The 21,288-nt window shown below is 37.3% G+C and carries 19 protein-coding genes; 8 read left to right on the top strand and 11 right to left on the bottom strand.

Annotation, left to right across the window (positions count from 1 at the left end; translation table 11 throughout):
• Positions 1 to 51: 51 nt before the first annotated feature.
• The 6 genes from ACQKMI_RS23815 to ACQKMI_RS23790 form a co-directional block, all read right to left on the bottom strand.
• Positions 52 to 1,203, bottom strand: coding sequence for a glycerate kinase (locus ACQKMI_RS23815; RefSeq protein WP_427492932.1), 1,152 nt, complete (start codon positions 1,201 to 1,203; stop codon positions 52 to 54).
• Between the two features lie 203 nt (positions 1,204 to 1,406).
• Entirely contained in the window at positions 1,407 to 2,912 is a 1,506-nt protein-coding gene (locus tag ACQKMI_RS23810; RefSeq protein WP_427492930.1) for a coproporphyrinogen III oxidase, read from the bottom strand.
• 370 nt (positions 2,913 to 3,282) lie between these two features.
• A complete protein-coding gene (locus ACQKMI_RS23805; RefSeq protein WP_427492928.1) occupies positions 3,283 to 4,203 on the bottom strand; it encodes a stalk domain-containing protein in 921 nt (306 codons plus the stop codon).
• Between the two features lie 240 nt (positions 4,204 to 4,443).
• Positions 4,444 to 5,106, bottom strand: a complete 663-nt coding sequence (locus ACQKMI_RS23800; protein WP_427492925.1) for a ribonuclease H family protein — start codon at positions 5,104 to 5,106, stop codon at positions 4,444 to 4,446.
• A 180-nt stretch (positions 5,107 to 5,286) separates the two neighbouring features.
• Positions 5,287 to 5,631, bottom strand: coding sequence for a YlbF family regulator (locus tag ACQKMI_RS23795; protein ID WP_427492923.1), 345 nt, complete (start codon positions 5,629 to 5,631; stop codon positions 5,287 to 5,289).
• A gap of 17 nt (positions 5,632 to 5,648) precedes the next feature.
• The gene (locus ACQKMI_RS23790; protein WP_323649902.1) at positions 5,649 to 6,791 is read right to left on the bottom strand and encodes a DUF445 domain-containing protein; all 1,143 of its coding nucleotides are present in this window, start codon (positions 6,789 to 6,791) and stop codon (positions 5,649 to 5,651) included.
• Positions 6,792 to 7,150: 359 nt separating this feature from the next.
• On the opposite strand from ACQKMI_RS23790, the gene ACQKMI_RS23785 reads away from it, so the two are divergent.
• The 4 genes from ACQKMI_RS23785 to ACQKMI_RS23770 all read left to right on the top strand — a co-directional run bounded on the left by ACQKMI_RS23785 (position 7,151) and on the right by ACQKMI_RS23770 (position 11,290).
• Positions 7,151 to 7,354 carry a YheE family protein gene (locus ACQKMI_RS23785; protein ID WP_427415587.1) on the top strand — a complete coding sequence of 68 codons (204 nt, stop codon included), beginning with the start codon at positions 7,151 to 7,153 and terminating at the stop codon, positions 7,352 to 7,354.
• A gap of 166 nt (positions 7,355 to 7,520) precedes the next feature.
• Positions 7,521 to 7,937, top strand: coding sequence for a hypothetical protein (locus ACQKMI_RS23780; protein WP_427492921.1), 417 nt, complete (start codon positions 7,521 to 7,523; stop codon positions 7,935 to 7,937).
• Between the two features lie 814 nt (positions 7,938 to 8,751).
• On the top strand, positions 8,752 to 10,089 hold the full coding sequence (locus tag ACQKMI_RS23775) for a hemolysin family protein (RefSeq protein WP_323649907.1): 1,338 nt from the start codon (positions 8,752 to 8,754) through the stop codon (positions 10,087 to 10,089).
• A gap of 292 nt (positions 10,090 to 10,381) precedes the next feature.
• Positions 10,382 to 11,290 (top strand): cation diffusion facilitator family transporter, encoded by a 909-nt coding sequence (locus tag ACQKMI_RS23770; RefSeq protein ID WP_427492919.1) that lies wholly within the window; start codon positions 10,382 to 10,384, stop codon positions 11,288 to 11,290.
• A gap of 194 nt (positions 11,291 to 11,484) precedes the next feature.
• Here the strand turns inward: ACQKMI_RS23770 and ACQKMI_RS23765 are convergent, their stop codons facing one another.
• From ACQKMI_RS23765 to ACQKMI_RS23745, 5 genes are all read right to left on the bottom strand, one after another.
• Complete coding sequence (locus ACQKMI_RS23765) at positions 11,485 to 11,763, bottom strand: hypothetical protein (protein WP_427492918.1); 279 nt, start codon at positions 11,761 to 11,763, stop codon at positions 11,485 to 11,487.
• 231 nt (positions 11,764 to 11,994) lie between these two features.
• The gene (locus ACQKMI_RS23760; RefSeq protein ID WP_427492916.1) at positions 11,995 to 12,735 is read right to left on the bottom strand and encodes an effector binding domain-containing protein; all 741 of its coding nucleotides are present in this window, start codon (positions 12,733 to 12,735) and stop codon (positions 11,995 to 11,997) included.
• Between the two features lie 81 nt (positions 12,736 to 12,816).
• Positions 12,817 to 13,737: a helix-turn-helix transcriptional regulator gene (locus ACQKMI_RS23755; RefSeq protein WP_427492914.1), complete on the bottom strand. Its 921-nt coding sequence runs from the start codon at positions 13,735 to 13,737 to the stop codon at positions 12,817 to 12,819.
• Positions 13,738 to 14,209: 472 nt separating this feature from the next.
• The gene (locus ACQKMI_RS23750; protein WP_427492912.1) at positions 14,210 to 14,857 is read right to left on the bottom strand and encodes a response regulator; all 648 of its coding nucleotides are present in this window, start codon (positions 14,855 to 14,857) and stop codon (positions 14,210 to 14,212) included.
• Positions 14,858 to 14,868: 11 nt separating this feature from the next.
• Positions 14,869 to 15,984, bottom strand: coding sequence for a GAF domain-containing sensor histidine kinase (locus ACQKMI_RS23745; RefSeq protein ID WP_427492910.1), 1,116 nt, complete (start codon positions 15,982 to 15,984; stop codon positions 14,869 to 14,871).
• A 560-nt stretch (positions 15,985 to 16,544) separates the two neighbouring features.
• Here ACQKMI_RS23745 and ACQKMI_RS23740 point away from each other — a divergent pair.
• The 4 genes from ACQKMI_RS23740 (at position 16,545) to ACQKMI_RS23725 (ending at position 21,245) form a co-directional block, all read left to right on the top strand.
• Positions 16,545 to 17,084, top strand: coding sequence for a DUF7010 family protein (locus ACQKMI_RS23740; protein ID WP_427492908.1), 540 nt, complete (start codon positions 16,545 to 16,547; stop codon positions 17,082 to 17,084).
• 417 nt (positions 17,085 to 17,501) lie between these two features.
• Complete coding sequence (locus tag ACQKMI_RS23735; RefSeq protein ID WP_323649918.1) at positions 17,502 to 17,927, top strand: disulfide oxidoreductase; 426 nt, start codon at positions 17,502 to 17,504, stop codon at positions 17,925 to 17,927.
• A 54-nt stretch (positions 17,928 to 17,981) separates the two neighbouring features.
• Entirely contained in the window at positions 17,982 to 18,821 is an 840-nt protein-coding gene (locus tag ACQKMI_RS23730) for an RluA family pseudouridine synthase (RefSeq protein WP_427492906.1), read from the top strand.
• 246 nt (positions 18,822 to 19,067) lie between these two features.
• Positions 19,068 to 21,245 (top strand): 5'-nucleotidase C-terminal domain-containing protein, encoded by a 2,178-nt coding sequence (locus ACQKMI_RS23725; protein WP_427492904.1) that lies wholly within the window; start codon positions 19,068 to 19,070, stop codon positions 21,243 to 21,245.
• The last annotated feature ends 43 nt before the right edge of the window (positions 21,246 to 21,288 follow it).

Here is a 21,288-nt window from a genome sequence, read left to right as displayed (position 1 = left end):
AAAAGAGAGCTACTCATGGGCCGGGGGCGTTCGACGAGTAGCAAGATCAACTTATGATGGGTCAAAGTTATATCCATTTTGTATATAATTCTCAACCATATTCTTTGTTTTCATGCGAATAAAATAAGAAGATTCTTGCATTGCCTGCTGAACACTAATACTCTCATCTACTAATGATTCAACTACAGTGAAATATTCAAGTAATTCAGGTTTATCATTTTCATCTATTGCCCCCGACAATAAAACAGCGTGTACATTGGCTAATGTTGCAGTCTTCGCCACTCCTAATGGTGCTTTCCCATGTAATGTTTGGCGATCTGATTGTCCTTCACCTGTCATCACAAACTCAGCACCCTCTAAATGCTTTTTTAACTGTACTGCATTCATCACAATCTCTATACCTGCATGAAAACTGCTGTTAAAAAAAGCTATTAACGCGCCTCCCATTCCACCTGCAGCGCCTGCCCCTTTGTAGTCGTGCAGTCGAATGCTAAATTGCTTTTCTACAATGTCCGCAAACTGCTTTAAACAGCTATCAAAATAAGCAATTTGATGCTCTTTTACACCTTTTTGAGGCCCAAAAATAGCTGTTGCCCCCCGTTCCCCAATCAATGGATTATCAACATCACAGGCAATAATAAATTGTGCTTCAGCTAATCGGGGATCTAGTTGACTGATATCAATTGAGGATAAATCTAATAGTGCCGACACCCCATCAACAATTAAAGTGCCATCTTCTTTTTTTAGTTGCAATCCAAGTGCCTTTAACATGCCAATACCAGCATCATTTGTAGCACTACCGCCAATTCCAATAATAAATTTTCTATACCCTTTATCAAGAGCCGCCTTGATTAGCTGCCCCGTCCCATACGTCGATGCAAGCTCGGGGTTTTTTTCTTCATCCTGCAACAGCATAATGCCGGATGCCTGAGCCATTTCAATAACACATGTTTCATTATCACCAAGCACACCATATCGAGCTTCAATTTTTCTTCCCAATGGATCAAGCACATGGTGTGAAATATAGTTACCCTCTGTTGAAGTAACTAGTGATTCTAGTGTACCTTCTCCGCCGTCTGCAACTGGTAAAATGACTGTTTCAATCGATTGATCAACATCCAAGATTCCTGCCTGCATAGCTCTAGCCACCTCGATGGCCGACAAAGTCCCCTTATAGGAATCTGGACTAATAACGATTTTCATGTTATACCTCCACTCATGTAAGTTAGGTGCTTATCATCATTATAATTCAGACTAAAAACATTCCTGCGCTTTTATCGGAATGTTTTTTTGTTTTATCGGAACATTTTGTGTTTATCGGAATGTTTTCCAGCTTTATCGGAACATTATGCTGATTTATCGGAATAAAAAAGGCAACCTGAAAAAACATCAGATTGCCATCTTGTTTATGCCTTATATAATTCATCTAAAAACTCAATTTTTTTACCGATTGCCTCTTCAAACGTCATAATGTAGGCAGCAGGATCCTTTGGATTATGGAACTGTGTAATCTTGCCTGTCTCAGGATGAACAAATTTAGAGGAGGCTCCACAGCCAATCCCTAAAATAGTTTGTACTTCTTCCATGATGACAATATTATAGATGCTCTCTTCGCCAGCTTTACTGTAGCCGACATTTTCTAAATTACCTAAAATATTTTTTTGACGATATAAATAGTACGGTACATACTCATTTTCCTTCGTCCATACTTGTGCCATATGCATCATTTGTGCAACAGTATCACGGTCTGCTACCTTGTACTTATCCTTATTACGTGTCATTTCCGAAGCACGTTTAAATGATAATGTGTGTACTGTTAGCGATTCTGGCTGCATTTTTGCAGATTCGTCTAATGAATTTTGGAACTCTTCAATCCCTTCATTCGGTAAACCAATAATTAAATCCATATTAATATTATTCATGCCTGATTCACGCGCTAACCAGAACTTATCAATTGTTTCTTGTACCGTATGATGACGACCAATTGCTTTAAGTGTCTCATCTGTGTACGATTGTGGATTAACACTTATTCGGTCAATGCCCCATTTTTTTAACACGTCTAGTTTTTCAGGCGTAATCGTATCAGGTCTGCCCGCTTCAACAGTTACTTCACGGATTGTTTCAGGATTTGGGAAGGAGTCATACATCGTCTGATACAATGCATCCATTTCATCCGCCTCGATAGATGTCGGTGTACCACCACCCCAATAAATGGACGTGATTTTCATATTATTGTCCTTCAGCCATTTCCCCATTTCACGTAATTCAATATGCAATCCATCTAAAAATGTTGCAACTCGTCCTTGCTTGCGATTGCTGCCAATCGCATACGCTGGGAACGTACAATAGGCACATTTAGTCGGGCAAAAAGGAATGCCAATATAAATACTTATTTCTTTACCGATTTCATCTATATCAGGAATCGTCACTAACTGACGAGCAACTATTTCTTTAAGTAGCGCTACCTTTTCTTCGGACAGACGGAAATCACGAATTAGAATATCAGCAATTTCTTCCTCGCTCTTTCCGGCCATTCGAAATTTATGGTACAGCTTAGTCGGACGCACACCTGTTAAAATTCCCCATTGTTGTTGCATGCCCGTATGTTGCTCTAGCACATCTAAAAATACGTGTGACAAAGCACGCTTCATACGAATATTTAGCTCCCGTCCTTCAGCTCCAGATTCGTATTGAATACGGTAATCATTCGTATAACGCTTACCATCTACCTCAAGCACAGCTTTTGTAGAAATTGAAGAATCCTCCCCAACGTTATATTCGAATGACACTGTCATATTTGTTCCTTCAGCCTCTACTTTTAGCTTTGAATCTTCAAAAAATAAATTCGCAATATGATTTAATACGCGAATCCAATCCTCAGGATATTTTTGATCTATGTGAATAATTTTCATTGTCTTCGCTCTTTTCTCTCAAAAATTACAGCATCAATAGTTTAACAAATTTTTATAACGTTAAGCAAAGCTACAATTAATAACAGAACATTCTGTTTAAATTCTTTCGGCAATTATTTTCTGTACCGTAAGTGAAACGGCAGTTACAAATGTCTCCCACCTCTATAGGCGGTGAGATGAATGTGGGTTTAAGTTACTTTTCAGCGGATGCCCAAACATCCACTGAAATAGAGGAACTCAGGCTAAGAACTTCACATCCTGTGAAAACACCTGAGTGACCAACATCGTGTTGTTGCTGACGCTACGTTAACACTTCGCTTTCGCGCAAAGAAACCCATATAAAGGTAGGACCTTTATATGGGTTTCTGAATTATTTTAAATATTCCTCTACAAATTCAACTGGTACATATGTTTTAGATGCTTCTAGCAAAGCAGGCGCTGCATTAAGTGGGCGTAATGCTTTGTTATAACCAAACATTTTTTCTCCACGAGTAATTGTGTAAGATAGATTACCTTTTGATACAATTGCCCCTTTACTTGTTGACTCTACTTTATAGCCAAGCTTTTCGGCAATCAAACGCAACGGAACCATTTTTGTTCCATCTACTTCATAGTAATCTGTCGCGATAATTTGTGCTATTTCCGCTTCTACAGTATTTTCTGTTGGATTTTTTGTGTTGTCATCAAGAACAATTACTTTCGAAGGTGTTGTTTGAGCTGGGATACTTTTTGTTGAAGCTGTATAGAAAACAACTAAGTTCTTCTCTGTTAAATCTTTAGCTGCAACTTTCTCTCCCTTCGTATTGAAAAGCTCTGTGTTTTTACCAATGTTTAATTTTAACATATTGTAAGTATTCGTTAAGTTTTCAAAGAAGTAATCAACTTTAACCAATCCCGCTTCCTCAGTTTCAACAATGACAACATCAGGATTGAATTGTGGTGGATAAATTGCTTTTTGTGGCTTGTTTGCAAATGTATAAGCTACTATTTTATCCCCTTCTTTAGGTTCTACTTTTTTACCTGTATTATCGAACACAAGTGTATCCTTTGTTATTTCTAAAATGTTTGTTTGCTCGCCATCTTGTACTGTGAAGTATGTAATGTTTTCACTTAAATTGACTTTTTCAACCGTTCCATAGGTAGTGTTGAAAATGTGGACAGGATCAATTTGGATTTGTGGTACTTGTTGTTCTGTGTCTGTCTTATTTTCATTTGCTGAAGCGACTGGTATTACTACACTTCCAAATAATAAAGCCGTCATTGCTACGGGTGCAAATTTTTTCATGTTCATAAAATCTCTCCTTATTATTAGGTTCATAGTAGTAGTAGCTTTAGACTGGTAAAAGTTTCATTAAAAATAGGAAAATTTGTGATAAAAATTTTACTAACATCTAGCTGAGCTAGGATAAAACTATTCAAAACCTTAAAAAGCACGAGAACTCAATTTTGAAACATTGAGTTCTCGCGCCTTTATGATAGCTTTAAACATATACATAGGTCGCAATCTTTTCTCTTTCGAAGTGCCTAATACCTACTCTTTTACAATTTCCTTTAATCCTGTGATATCGATACCGTTTAATGCTTGAGTTGCAAGGCGGTCGGCTTCAGAATTGCCTTTACGTGATATCAGCTTGTACTCCGGCTGAATACTAAGCGCCTCTAGCTTTGCGTCGATTTTATCTGCCCAGCTAGATAAATTCTTTTCTAGCGCTGGCCATTCCCCACTCAATTGATTGATAACTACTTGGGAATCACCAGTGAAACAAACGGGCAAATGGTGAACATTCATTAGCTCAAGCTCAACTAACCCTAAATAAAGTGCTGCGTACTCTGCCTCATTGTTAGATTTAAGCTCTGACGAAAAAGAATTTTGTCTTAATCGATATGGCTTGCCATTTTGTTCATAATAAATCACACAGCCTAGCCCCGATTGATTTGTTGTACGATCAAAGCCACCATCAAAATAGACAGTTATATTGTGTGGCTCAGTGTCAATTTCCTTTAAATATGCCTTAAGTTCCTTTAAAGACCAACTTGTATCCTGTCGATCGATACAATGCAGTGATTTTACTCTCCCTGTTCGCTCCATGTCCTCTGCAAGTAGTAATGCTTGAGCTGCTGGCATTTCTTCTGAACGTAAAACAGTTTCCGCACCCTTTTGCGCTTTATAGGTCCATTCAATGATTACATGCATAGTATAACCTCCAATGATAGTGAGCCATAAATTGAAAACGTGCTCCGACTTGCGGAAACACGTTTTCTTCTTACTTGTTATATGTGCAACTAATCGTATTTTTATGCCTGCGCTTTTTCAGGGCTCTCGTTTGCGACGCTAGATACTACTTTTCCACCGCTTAGATGCCAAACTTCGCTGTTAAAATTCTTCATACAATGCTTGAATAGGTTTTATTAAAATGCGGTTTACCTCTTCGATGATCTTACTTAGATCCATTTCGGCCTGAAGCATCGCAGAAATTTTTGTATTTTGCTGCGCTAGCTGTGCAGCTTTCTGCGCATATACAAGTTCATCTTCCAGAATATCTTCACCCGTTAATTGCTTTTTCTGTAGGTCAATTTGAACCTTACGGAAATTTTTGAAAAGATTTAACGCCTCTTCATCTTCCTTAACAACTGTCACTGCTGCTTCCAAAGCTTCAAATTCAGGTGTTTTACGAAAAGTTGCCTCTAACGCATTAATTTCATTGTAAATATTTATCATAAACATAATTCTCCTTTTTAAATAAAGTAAACAATTAACCCTTGCACAATCCCAATCAGTCCACCAAGAACTGCACCAAGTACGGTAATCATTTTAAACTCACGCTTTGAAATACCTAGTACAAGCTCCTCTAATTTCTCTACAGGGAAAGAATCAACCTGCTCGCGTACTACTTCTTGTAAATTTAAGCGTTTCAACACATCTTCTAATTTGTCTTCAGCCTTTACAAAAGCTTTTTCAATGGCTTGTGGAATCACTGTTTCCTTCATCCATGAATTACCTTCTGGCCAGTAATGCGATATAGGATAATTTAAGCGCTCTTCAACTGCTATTTGTTCTTTTACGTAAGTTTGCAATTTCGATAATATTTGTTCAAAACGAATATCTTGTAAGAAATCCATTGCTGGGCGATCCTTTAATTTCTCCAATTCCTGCGTAAAAATTTTCGTTAGTAATGCTGATGTTCCTGGTTTTTGTAAAAATTTTATAAGTTCGCGCTGAACCTTTGACATGAGCGACGAAGAATCACCTAAAAACATATTAATCATTCCACCAAGTGATCCTTTTGACGATAAGAAGTCATCAATCATCGCCTTAATTGTCAGTTCTCCTTCAGGTGATAAAAAATAATCCTCACCTTTTTCTAAAATATGATCTACTGCTACTGGTATCTTTGCATCAATAGTATTTTGAATATCTGCTGATAATAGTGTACGAATTGATTTCGTTGATAGTGTATTCTTAACTGACTCAAATTGTCCCTCAACAATTGCTTCAACCTTCTGTTCAATTGTTGCTGGCATATTGGAAAACCCAGCTAATGATAGCCAATCTTGAATTGTTTTATCATTTGTAAAAATCGTTTCTTCTACCTTTGTTTGTACAAACTGTTCTACCTTTTCCTGAATATCCTTTGAGAAAAATTTCTTTCTAAAGGTTTCAGGTGTTAATAAATAATTCACAACCGTTAGCCCAAGTTGCTTTGCTAATTCGTCACGTCGTTTTGGAATAAGGCCTGGTGTAAAAGGCACTCGCCAATTTTTAATATATATAGCATTGTGCGGTCGAAAAAGCATTTTAATAGCTAGATGATTCGTTACACCACCAATTGCAGCTCCAATGATTGCCATAAATATTAATGTCACTAGAAAATTATCCATTTGTATCCTCTCATTTCAATTGTATTCACTATTGGCGTATTTTGTCGCCTAATGCACTCATTATAGCAGAGCAATGATTTTCTACGAAAGAAATACCCCTGTTAAAGTATGATGATTAACTATTTTTATCCTTCTTCATTCATTTGAAGAAGCTGATTTTCGCTACAGCTACTCGCGATCCTCAGTTTTCATCAGTTCACTTCCAAAAACAGGAATGTATTTTAATTAAAACTTATGCTTTATGAATATGTATAAGCATATATCCACCAATCACAAAACGTTCTTTAAGTGAGTAGTTGCAAAATTACCACTATCCTTGAATAATATTAACTACATATATTAAGAAATGGGGTTTGATTATGATTCAACATTTTAGCTTTAGACCTTTATTTGAAAATTCTCAGCTTCCTGGTTGGTCCATTTCGTTCTTTTATCAACGTGAACGTTATACAGCGGAGTACTTAAAAGATGGCGCTATACAATGGAATGGACCTATCCCTCCTAACGAAGAAGAAGTAAAAAAAATGATTCATGAGCTTATGTTGTACCATGTTTACGACTAATAAAAGTAATAATTTTAGCACTCACACTGTATAAATATACCTATTTTCCACCATTTCCAGCACTGCTATTATCTTAAAATTGTTTAAATATGTTGGAATTCCCTTATCCTTCTTATACATTTATGTTATCATGTATGAAAGGGATTTTATGCAGGAGGTTATTTCAATGAATAAAGTCACTCTTTCTGATGACTTAAACAGTTATAATTCAAAAGCATTAATTCGTGCAAAAGTAAAAGAAGTTTTTTCCGAATTTTCGGCTAAAATTTTCGATTTAGCGAATGAGGCTGAAGTTATTGATAGTAAAAAATTCGAGGCTCTTTCTGGCTTTAAAAGTGATTTCTACACTGAATACTGCAGTCAATTAAAAGGATTTTTCAATTCTTCTGCTAGTACTTTCGGAAAAAGACCTGTAAAAAATATGTTTTTAACATATAAGGGCAATAATTATATTTTGACAAAACAAGGTATAGCAGAAAAAGCACCTGTTACAATTTCTCTTTATTCAGGTGAAATACCTGTAAAAGAAACGCTACATGATGTGGAAAAAGCGTGCTTGAATTACGCTTTCAACAAAAATTAAATAATGAAGAAGGAGCCATCTCTTACGAAAATGGCTCTTTTTTTGTTGCAAACTATTTTGACATTAGCCGTAGCTACGCTTTCACAAAAAACATATGCTGAAGTTTTGTTTTATCACTACAATTGAGAGTAACCTGCCAGCACATATATCTTATGCAGAATGGTTGATTGGAGTGGAGACTGGGCGACTCCTTGGGGATCAGCGATTAGGGGAACGAAGGCTAAGAGCATCACGTCCTGTGATAACGCCTTCGTGACCAACATCCTGTTGCCCCAAGCGGCTCATCGGACGCCCCCAGGAAGCTCTGCTCTGTGCGAAAGCGAAGCGTCAGCAACAAAGCGCCCAGTCGGAACGGAAATCAACCCCTTGTTTTGCCGAAAAGTGATACTATGACACCGTCTATTTTATTTTCTACAATACAAAGAAGCCACCTCATATGCATGAGATGGCCCCGTTTTTGTTGCTATTAAAAATAATTCATTTAAAAAAATCCGCAAGTAAGCACCTTGAGATTTTTGACGTGTCGTTTTATATGAGATGTAAATGCTTCTTTCTCTAAACAAACTATCTTCTTTGCTACATTTAAAGTTAGCATAACAAATTTTCATTTTCAATCTTTTGGTGTTTGAAAATATATATTTTTTTTATTTATTGTGTGAAAATCCACTAAAAAAGTTGTTGTCAATATTTGTGTTTTGCATGTAAATATTTTATGATTATATCATTCAACAATTTTTTAAATCATAGGAGGTGTACACTTTGTTTTCCTCCCTCATTCGGGCGGGAGCAAAGGAATTATTTGGACGGAGACATAATGGAAATAACCATAAGGTTGGCGGCATTTGCCCTACTAATAATAATGACAGGATTTTTCGTTGCAACTGAATTTGCAATCGTTAAAGTAAGAACTACGCGTATTGATCAATTGCTTGCAGAAGGAAATAAAAAAGCAAAGAATGCAAAACGTGTAGTTTCAGATTTAGATGAATACTTATCTGCATGTCAATTAGGTATTACGATCACTGCTTTAGGTCTAGGTTGGCTTGGTGAACCTACATTTAAGATTATTTTGAATCCAGTGTTTGAATTTCTAAATTTGAGTGAAAGTCTTACTACGGTCCTTTCATTTATACTTGCATTCTCAGTTGTAACGTTTATGCATGTAGTTATGGGGGAATTGGCGCCAAAAACACTTGCCATCCAAAAAGCAGAATTTGTAACATTAAACCTTGCTGGCCCATTAATTTTATTCCACAACATTACGTATCCAATCATTAAGCTTTTAAACGGATCTGCACGTGGCTTAACTGGCCTTTTCGGCTTGAAAATGATGTCAGAATCAGAAGTAGCCCATACTGAAGAAGAGTTACGTATGATTTTGTCGGATAGTTTAAAGGGTGGAGAAATTAATACTTCAGAATATGAATATGTAAACAGTATTTTTGAGTTCTCTGATCGTCTTGCGAAAGAAATCATGGTCCCACGTACTGAAATCGTTGGCATTGAAAAAGAACTAACGATTAGAGAAGTTTTCGATTTAATGGGCGTTGAGCAATATACCCGTTACCCAATTATCGATGGTGACAAAGACCATATTATCGGCTTAGTCAATATGAAGCACTTATTAACCGCCTACATTAAAGACCCAGCAAATGGCGATAAACCAGTGATTGATTATATGCAGCCAATTATTCGCGTAATGGAAACAACGCAAATTAACGAATTGTTACTAAAAATACAGCGTGAGCGCATTCATATGGCCATTTTAATGGATGAATATGGCGGAACATCTGGTTTAGTTACGATTGAGGATATTATTGAGGAAATTGTCGGCGACATTCAAGATGAATTCGATGAAGATGAAATTCCAGAGGTTCAGGAAATTGCAGAAGATCACTTTATTTTAGATGCGAAGATGCTAGTAGAAAGCGTCAATGATATGCTAGGTACTGACATAGAAGATGATGATATTGATACAATCGGTGGTTGGTTCATGACGAAACGCTTTGATGCAGTCGAAGGAGACAGTATTGAAGAACAAGGTTATGAATTTATCGCAAAAGAATTAGATGGTCACCATATTTTATACTTAGAAGTTCTGAAATTACCTGAACGTGATTTATCAAATGACAACGGTGAAGTAAATGACTAAAAATCAATTATGCCCTTGGCATAATTGCATTGGATTCGGCTTTGTACTTACACAAAGCCTGAGTTCCACTCTTTAGCAGATGTTTGGACAACCGCTGGAAGAGGTCGTATTTGCAGTGGTATGATTCATGTCGCGCTTGTATGATCAGGTATAAAGCTAGTATTTTGCTCACAACCTATAATGGCAAGAGCTTCTACTTAAATAAAATAAATATTTACGCAAAAAAACGACTCCCTTACACGAGAAGGGAGTCGTTTTATAATGCCCGAAAGTTTTGCTAGGAGGAAACAAAATGGAGCTCTATACAAATTTACGTCAAGGGGAAAAAGGTGCTTGGTTATCTATTGGTACGTATATAATTCTGAGCTCAATAAAACTAACGATTGGCTATATCGGAACATCAGAAGCACTAAAAGCAGATGGACTTAACAATACCACTGATATTATCGCATCGATAGCGGTTTTAATTGGATTACGGATTGCTCAAATACCACCTGACTCTAATCACCAATATGGACATTTACGTGCTGAAACCGTTGCTTCACTTGTTGCATCGTTTATTATGCTAATTGTTGGCTTACAGGTACTCATCAATTCGCTAAAAAGTTTATGGGAGCCAACCGGCACAACACCATCATTATTAACAGCCTTTGTGGCAATCGGCAGTGCAGTCGTGATGTATATCGTGTATCGCTATAATTTGGCACTATCCCAAAAAATAAAAAGTGCTGCAGTTAAAGCTGCCGCCTATGATAATCGCTCAGATGCCCTTGTCAGTATCGGTACAGCAATCGGAATTTTTGGCGCCATTTTTGGCTTCCCCATTATCGATACAATAACAGCTCTACTCGTCGCATTTCTTATTATTAAAACAGCTGTAGAAATCTTTTGGGAGGCAGTTCAAAGCCTCACAGATGCCTTTGATGTTGATGAGGTCGAAACATTATCCGTTTTAATCCGCAATGTTGATGGCGTGATCAATCTTATAGACTTTAAGGGGCGTGCTCATGGCAATATGCATTTTATAGACGTAACCGTGACCGTTGATCCTTACTTAAATGTCTTTGAAAGTCACCGAATCACAGAGGAGATTGAAAAAACCGTTTCTCATGAAAGTTCCTTCTGCCAGGTACTCGTGCATATTGAGCCAGAAATAGAAGTAATTCCTCCAGCAAATGACGACAAGTCTCCTACCAATTGATTGGTTGGAGACTTGTTTTGTTATACGAACTATATCGATGTTTGCATTATAAGCATGTCTTGAAGGACCTTAGTGTCTATGCATTACAGTTCAATTATTGTTGGACTAGATGTTAACTAAAGACTGTCGATCCGGCTTCCTTTTTTATTTGGAAATGAAAGTTACATATATTATGTTAAAACAAATGAAAACATTTATGGTTCACCAATTCCCATTGCTAATTGTAATAGATAAGCAAAAATCAAAACTAATACATTTGCGATTAGACCAAACCAACCAAAAATACGTTTTCTAGAAATAAACAAAGAAATTACAGCAAATATAATACCGATCAGTGATAAAATGCTAAAAACGGCGATAGCAAAATAAATATCAAAATCGGGTCCTCTTTTTAAAAAGAAAAAAATAACACTTATTATCGCGGGTAATAAAGATGTAACACTTAAAATGTCGCCTACTTTTCTCTTAGTCAAACACTAATCCCTCCCTCAGTCGTCTTTATCCCCTTCCTACTGCAATAAACGACTCATCATCAGAACGTGGGTTAAGTTCCGTAGTGATTACTTACATCAGACATTTCTTTCTTTTCATTATACAAAACATAATTATGGAAGTGTATGCTTTCACACCGTTATATGTAAAAAATTCCAATATAAACAAAAAGCCTCCTATTTATTATAGATAGGAGGTTTAATTTTTTTATATTATTTGATTGCAATATAAATATCGACCTGAGCTTCTTGAGGGTTGGCACATCGTTCATCGTACATTTCGAAGTCACCTGTGTATGTTCGCTCTACACCTGAGCTTGCAAACCAAGCCCAGACATCCTGCCATGCTTTTACAACAACTTCTTCAAATGGACCTTTGTTAGAAGTAAAAACTAAGTATTTAGCAGCTGGCACTGTTTTAACAAACATACCTTCAGGAATTTCGTTGGCAGCTAATACTTCCACTCCAAGTGTAATGGAATATTCTCCATTAACATCCGTTTCATAGTCAGAATACAGCCCATATGTTACATGATTTACTGCATTAGCTATTTGTCCTACAACATTTTGATGATAAAAATCCGACCATAATTGCGGGATTTTTGCTTGAGCGGTAAATTCATTCGCATTGCTTGTTCGCGCTGAAATTCCTACAATTTGAAATGATTCTTTATTCATCACAACTGGTTCTGGTATATCATGCTTTCTCCATCTCTTTAAGCTTGGTAAAAAAGACGTCAACATTTGGCGTGCTTCCTCTTCCGCCATACCATCTTCCTTTAAATGCGGTACACAAATTTCGATCATTTCTTCAACTGTTAGAGTTGGCTGTTTGAACTCTCCCACTTCATAACAATAAGTGCAATAGTCCTCACTTTTGTATCCATCTTTTTCTGTACCAAGTAACGCCTCATCCACTAATGGTATTCCACAGCTTTGACAATAACTTTGCATCATTAAATCCACCCTTCATCCTATTTGTTACGACTATAACAAAGGAAACCTGACAACTGTATGTCATCAATTGAAAAGAAGTTAAATTTCTTTATACAACTCCACAATTTCCTGGGCTCGCTTTAATACAATCTCACGTATATGGGGTGGTTCTAAAACTTTTAGGCGATGGCCAAAGCTAAGAAGAAAGCCATATAGCCATTCATCTTCAGGCAACACAATGTTAATAGTTGAATTCTCATTATCTACATGCTCAGCGCCAAATGATTCTTCTACTAATGTCGTTATGGCAGAATCGAAAGATAATATAAGGTTTACTACATTTTGAGGGTGATGCCACTCTTTATCCCATGGAAGTTCAGATAAATTGACTTCCCTGCGCTGAAAAGTCGTCATCTCTTCTTGTATATCCTTCATTCTTGAAATTTTAAATAAGCGAAAATCTTCTCTCAATGTGCAATAGCCATAAACATACCAAACCTTTCCCTTTTGCACTAAAGTATGTGGCTCTAATAATCGTCTTGTTATATGACCATGTGTAGTAGAATATGTAAAGCTTATACAATGTTCGTGTTCAATTGCCTTTTTCAATAAAGTAATCTGTTCCTTGAAAATAACGTTTGGCCCCCAAGGACTAAGGTCAATAAATAGTTGATCAATCGATTGTTTTACTTCCTCATCCGCAACTCCTGTTAATTTTTCTAGTACTGCTTCAGCATGTGAATCCTCATATGTTGTTAATGCACTTTTAATGGCAATAGAAAGTGACGTAAGCTCCTCCTTCGTCAACACCTGCTTATCAACACGATAGCCATCAATCAAACTAATCCCACCATGAACCCCCTGCTGGCTAATAACAGGAACCCCAGCACAGCTCAATGTTTCAATATCTCGATAAATAGTACGCACGGACACATTAAATAAATCGGCAAGCTCCTGGGCTGTCACCTTTTTCCGATTTATTAAAATCATTGTCATCGTTAAAAGCCGCTCTAATTTCATATTTGTACTCCTTTCTCTAACTACTATTTTCCCCTATGCTAATTACTTCGTATTACGCTATTCCCGCTTGGTCACCGCTCACTGCTCATATACTTTCATACAAAACGGCGAGTTCCTACAAATTGTAGCAACCCGCCGTTTACATTTATTTTATCTTATCAATTATGCCTCGGCGTAATTGCGTCCGGAATCGGCTTTGTGCTTAGGTCTGCACGAGGGCCGACACGATGTCGGTCATTAAGGTAATGCCACAGGACGTGGCGTTTTTTCCGATGCAGGTCAGTTAGCCGTTATCGCATGGATGCGATGATTTTAGGCTAACATCCCCTAAGAACTCCATTTCGATTCCGTGACATCCGCCAGAGGCTTTAGGCCAACACGATGTTGGTCACTCAGGCGTTTTCACAGGATCTGAAGTTTTTAGCCTGAGTTCCCCTATTTCAACGGGTGTTTGGGTACCCGCTGAAAGAAATTAAACACCGCTAGCCTCTGTCAGTCCGTGCTTCACAGCATAAAGGGCCGCCTGGGTACGATCCTGCACCTGTAGCTTCGTAAAAATATTAGAAATATGAGTTTTCACTGTTTTTTCTGTAACGAATAAAGAGGACGCAATCTCTCGATTACTTTTCCCTTTTGTAAGCTCTGCAAGCACATCCTGTTCACGAGGTGTTAGCGGGTTTAAAACATGAGGTGCATTTTTCGATTCTTGACGGTCCATTTCCAGAGTCGTTGTTGCATCTGGATGTAATGTATTTTCTCCTCGCATAATACGACGAATGGACAATACCAACTCATCAGGCTCAATATCTTTCAACTGATAGCCTGCAGCTCCTGCCTCCATAGCTGGCACCACATGATCACGATCTGAAAAGCTTGTCAGCATTAGAATTTCTATATGCGGAAACTTAGCTTTAATGCGCTTTGTTGCCTGAATACCATCCAATTCAGGCATTACTAAGTCCATAAGTATAATATCTGGCTGTATACTCTCTGCTAATGCTACTGCCTCTAGCCCATTTTTCGCTTCTCCTACAACTTCAATATCTTTCTGTGTTTTTAAGAAAAATAATAATCCACGACGTACTACATGATGGTCGTCTGCGATTAAAACACGTATCATACTCTTCCCTCCTAATATGGCAAGCGGATTAACAGCTCTGTTCCTTTGCCAATTTCACTAACCCAGTCAGCTTTGCCACCAACTGATTTTGCACGATCCTTTATGGATTGCAAGCCTATTGAAAGTAACTTCGTGTTATGATCGATGACGAAGCCTCGACCCTCATCACGAATAACAAGTAAAATATCTGTAGAAGTGACCGTTATATATAGTGCAGCCTCCAGCACACCCGCATGACGACGAACATTATTAAGAGCTTCTTGGGCTACCCGAAATAATGTTTCTTCGATACGCGATGGGAATTGCAGTACACCAGAGACCGTTACTTGGAGCTTCAAGCCAAGCATTTCAGCATACACTTTGATCGCTTCAAGCAAACCATTTTCTAAACCTTTTGGACGAAGCTGCCAAATGAGGGCACGCATTTCTGTTAAGGCATCCTGTGTTAAGTGCTGAATCTCCTTAAATGTTTCCTTCACATCACTATCATTTGTCATTTCAATACCAGCTCTCGCCGTTAATGTAACGGAAAAAAGTAGCTGATTGACAGAATCATGTAAATCTCGTGCTAGACGATTGCGCTCCTTCACAAGTGCCATTTCTTGTTCCTGCTTTGTCAGTAAAATACGCTTAATGGCCGACCCCATCTGAAATGCAACCGATTCAAGTAATGCTAGCTCTTCCTCTGAAAAACGCACGGTATCCTTCGATGCAACATTTAAGACACCAAAACGCTCTTGTCCTGATTGAAGCGGAACCGTTGCATGATGTGTAATGCCTTCGTGATCACCAACATTTGCAGCAATTGCACTTTCAATACGTTGACATTCAATAATATTAGAAGCTTTCTTTAATTCCTCATTACGATAGCGGGAAACACACCAGCAGCCTCCCTTTTCTAAATAATGACAACTTTTATACTCCAGAGCCTCTGGTAAATTGACATGGACAACAAGCTCTGATCGCCCTTTTTCATCGATAAAAAAAACCCAGCCTGTTTCAAAGTTTGTGCCATTTAAAAATTTCACAAGTGCTCCTTTTAACATCGACACAATTTCAGTTTCTTCGTTTAATAACTCTGCAATCTCTTTTAAAATACCGATATTGGAATGATCATTCTCCCTCACAAAAACACCTCTTCTTTGGCATTGCTAATTTAATGATAACATTTCAAAGTCTGGAACGTCTGCCTAAGCCATTCATACTTTAGACTGAAATTTTTTAGCCTCTTTCAGTAAGGATTTTCGTAGCGACAGCAACAAGGTTTTACTGTGCGAAAGCGAAGCGACAGCAACAAGGTTTTACTGTGCGAAAGCGAAGCGACAGCAACAAGGTTTTAACTGTGCGGAAGCGAAGCGACAGCAACAAGGTTTTAACTGTGCGAAAGCGAAGCGACAGCAACAACACACGACTGAGTGACCAACATCACGTTGACCCAAATCCGATTCCGGACACAATTATGCCAAGGCATAAATAAAGATTGTTTTCTAAAAGATTGTTGCTATTAAAACATAAAGACAGATTAAATCTAGAAACTGTACAGTAATTAAATTTCCTTTCCTAAGTAATTTCTCCATAGCTTTCGATAATGTCAAAAATTTCATTATTGAATAATCCATGGTAAAAATAGTTGAATGATGGTATATTATAGAAATCTTTTGCCAATTTTATGAAAGGGAGTGCGTTAATGAATAAAACACTTGAAAATTTACAAAAAGAAATTATATTTGAAGCAAAAAAAGGATACCCCATTTTGCTTTCTGGCGCCGTTGTCTTTTTAATTTTCACCCTAATGCCCTTAGTTTTCCCAATAGAAGCTGTACGTTTAATTTGGATATTTGGCTTAGGAGTCATTTTTCCTATTGGGATTGTCATTAGTAAAATTCTAGGTGTTAATTTACTCTCTACTGACAACCCTTTAGGTACTTTAGTTGGAATAGTAGCAGCTCCTCAAGCTTTTTATATACCTGTATTTATAATTGTGTATATGAAAATACCTGAATACCTGCCCTTCACAATTGGTTTACTTGCAGGCTCTCATTTTCTGCCTTACATATGGATTTATAAAAGCAAAGCTTATTTATTTGTTACTTTAGGAATCTGTCTTTCTGCTCTAATTTTAGGTGGCTTCCTTGTTGGTCAAGCTTTCACTCTAGTACCTTTAGCAATGTCTATTGTTTATGGAATTGGTGTTCTTTTAATTCTAAGAGAACTCAAAGTCAGTTAAGTTTAAGCACCTATTGTCAGTTGAATAACAGTAAACCACTGAATCTGTTTAAAAGCATCTGAATAAAGGTGCTTTTTGTCATTTCTTAATGCTACAACTGTGAAATAGTTAGATTCAGCCTTTAGGAAAAAAGGGTGAGCGTAGTTAGTTAGAAGTGGCTTTAGTTAAAGATTCGGTTTGCGGAAAATAAAAAAGCAGAGTTAATCTACAAAAATGTGTAGAAATTAACTCTGTTTTTGCTGATTTCAAAATTTTGTGTAGCATTCTGCAAGAAAATAGCCTTATGTTTTAACAGCAACAAACTTTGAGAAAACAGCCTTGATAAAATACACCTTATTTTGGGTAAGTTAATTTACATATAAAACTAGAACAACTATAATCGAACAAGTACATGGTTATACTAAGGAGAGAACTTATATGTCTAAAAAAGTAGAGAATGGCTTATTATTTATTTGGATTGTCTCTGTCGTTGCAACATTGGGTTCCTTATACTTTTCTGAAATTCGTCACTATGAACCTTGTAAAATGTGTTGGTACCAACGAATTTTCATGTATCCAATTGTCATTATGACAACGATTGCCTTTATTCAAAAAAATGCACGTATTGCTGTTACAACCGCTGTTTTTGCCATTATGGGAGGCAGTATATCACTTTACCATTATGGTATTCAAAAGCTTAGTTTTTTAGCTGATACTGCTCCTTCTTGTGGTGCTGTTTCATGTACTGGCCAATATATCAACTGGTTAGGTTTTATCACAATCCCATTTTTAGCGTTAACTGCATTTATTTTAATTGCAGGGGCAAGCTTCTATGTAATGAAGGCTGCTAAAGCAGCAAATTAATTTCAAGACCGTGTTCTACAATTGGAATACGGTCTTTTCTACGGAGGAAGATATATGTTTCACTATGAAATAAATACGAATGATTTAACAGTCGAGGATCTATTACGCAATCATTGGCGACTCGGTAAAAAGCTAGTCCATGAATTGAGAATGGCGAAGGCTATCACAACTGTTGACGGAGAACCTATTCTGTGGAAAGATCCACTACAAGTAGGAACAATCATAAAATTTACATTCCCGATTCCGACATCCAATTATCAACCGACACCGGTTTGTGCAATTGATGTCGTCTATGAGGATGACCATTGCTTGATCGTTTCTAAACCAAAAGGCATGTCGACACATCCAAATGATGAGCGTGATACTCATACTTGTATGAATCATGTTATGGCTCATATTAAACAGCAAGGCGGCACTTATGCGGAGCATGTCCACCGTTTAGATAGAGGGACACAAGGTTTGTTACTTGTAGCAAAACATCCTTTAGCAAAATCAATCTTTGACCGTATGATTGAGGAAAAATCCATTATTCGAACATACGCTGCAGAGGTGCAAGGAAATTTACGTTCTTCATCGGGCACAATTTCTGAAGCAATCGGGAAAGACCGACATCATGCAACAAGACGTGTCGTTTCTAAAACTGGACAGCATGCAGTTACACACTATGAAGTTGTAGCTCGCTATAAAAGCTCTTGTGTTGTCCATCTAATTCTTGAAACAGGGAGAACACATCAAATTCGCGTGCATTTAGCACATCTCGGTCATCCGATTATTGGTGATACTATGTACGGAGCAAGAGAAACGGCAAGTGATGATTACGAGCTCCATGCTATTCAATTGGAATTCGAGCATCCATTTTTAAATAAGCAAATCGTTGTAAAGGACGAGAAATAATTGTTGCACTGCACTTCCTATTGTTAAACAGCTAACAATAGGAAGTGCATTTTTTTGTCTTTCTACTTTAATCTATTTACTTAAAATACCAAAAAAGGTATAAATACATTATTTACATTTCTTTCATCTATTTTTTACAGCAAATTTAATATACATTTCCATTATTGGTAATGACGGTGGATTTCTTTCGTGATAGAATTAGATTAAATTGTCAGTCATCTGACTAATATGAGGGGGAATTCATTGATGAAATGGGTTAAAAGTATTGCAGCAACAACTCTAGTTGCGAGTTTACTAGCTACACCAGGATTTGCTGCGCATGCAGCAGAAACAGCACCAACAGCTACGAAAGATGGTTTCAAATTAACAGTTCTACACTCAAATGACACGCATGCACACGTTGAGGATGCTCCAAAGCGTGCAACAAAAGTAAAAGAACTTCGTGCTGCAAATAAAAATTCACTTCTTTTAGATGCTGGTGACGTTTTCTCTGGTACTTTATACTTCAACGAATTTGCCGGAGAAACTGATATGAAGTTAATGAACTTAATGGGTTATGATGCCATGACTTTTGGTAACCATGAGTTCGATTTAGGATCAAGCCCAGAAGGACATGCTGCACTTGCGAAATTCGTTAAGGGCGCAAACTTCCCATTATTAGGAAGTAACTTAGATTTTTCAAAGGATTCTTTATTTGATGGCTTACAATTCAAAAAAGTCACTAAAGACTTTGAAAACGGTAAAATTTATGACGGTATCATTAAAGAAATCGCTGGTGAACAAGTAGGTATTTTCAGTTTAACAACAGAAGAAACACCTTCAATTTCAAGCGTTGCTAACGTGCAATTTGCAAACTATATCGACTCTGCGAAAAAAGCAGTAGCAGAATTTGAAAAACAAGGTGTTAACAAAATTGTCGCATTAACACACATAGGCTTCGATGATTCAGCAGAATGGGATAATGACCAATTACTAGCGAAAGCTGTAGAAGGCATTGATGTAATCGTAGGTGGTCATACACATACAAAATTAGACAAGCCCGTGAAAGCTGAAACATCATTTAAAAACCCTACAATTATCGTTCAAACAGGTCAATATAGCGAAAATTTAGGTGAATTAGACCTAACATTCGACAATAACGGTGCTGTTGTTGACTACTTCGGCCAATTACATTCTCTAACTGATAAAGAAAAGCCTGTAGAAGCTGACGCAGAAGCTGCAGCACTTTTAGCACCATATAAAGAGAAAATTTCAAAAATTTTAAACCAATCAACAGGTAATACAGCTGTTTCACCATTAAATGGCGGTCGTAATCTTTGGGGCGTTCGTGCTGGTGAAACAAACCTTGGTAACTTAATTACTGATGGTATGCTTGCTGGTGCTAAAAAAATTGACCCAGAAGTACAATTTGCTTTCCAAAATGGTGGTGGTATCCGCGCAAGTATTGATGCAGGAGATATCACTGTTGGCGAAGTTATGACAGTCATGCCATTCGGTAATGCTCTAGGCATCGTAAAATTAAAAGGTGCTGAAATCTATGATATTGCTGAACATAGTGTGAAAGATTTCCCTAAAGAATTTGGTGGCTTCTTACACTTCTCTGGTTTACAAGTAGAATTTGATGGAAAAGCACCTGCTGGTAAACGTGTAAAATCTATTAAATTAAATGGTAAAGAACTAGATAAGGCAGCCTATTATAAAGCTGCAACAAATACGTTCACTGCTAAAGGTGGAGACGGCTACGATACACTGAAAAAAGTTTATGAAGACGGCCGTGTAAGTGAACCTGGTACGATTGACTATGAAATGTTTATCGAACACTTAAATACACTGAAAAAAGTTGATGCAAAAGTAGAAGGACGTGTTATTGCAACAATTCCATTTACAGATATCGTAAAAGGATCAGAAACAGAAGGCTATGTTCGCGACCTTTATTACCGTGATTTAACAAACGGTACTTCTGCAACAATCTATTCACCAAACGCAAACTTAACTCGTGCTCAAGCTGCATCATTTATCACGCGTGCCTTAAAGCTTGAAGCGAAAGGTCAAGCAACATTCTCGGATATTGCTAATTTAAAAGCTGAAACACAAAAAGAAATTACAGCACTTGCTGAAGCAGGAATTGTAAAAGGTGTGAATGGTGGTAAATTCAACCCTAATGCAAAAGTAACTCGTGCTCAACTTGCATTAATGTTCTCTCGTGCTTATAACCTACAACATGATGCAAAAACAGGTTTAAAAGCTGATTTCAGTGATATTTCTCAATACGACGCTGAAACACAAGATGCTATTGCACTTCTGAAAGACTTAAAGATTGTTAGCGGCGCAAACGGTAAATTTATGCCTGGTAACAACGCTACACGTGCACATATGGCAAAAATGCTTTCTAACTACGTTCCTTTTGTAAAAGAATCTAAATAATTTTTTAAATCCCGCTTCTCTAAGTAGAGAGCGGGATTTCTAT

It is taken from the genome of Lysinibacillus sp. NPDC097214, assembly GCF_050277945.1.
Classification (GTDB): Bacteria; Bacillota; Bacilli; order Bacillales_A; family Planococcaceae; genus Lysinibacillus; species Lysinibacillus xylanilyticus_B.
This window is presented reverse-complemented; position numbering and strand designations above follow the sequence as displayed.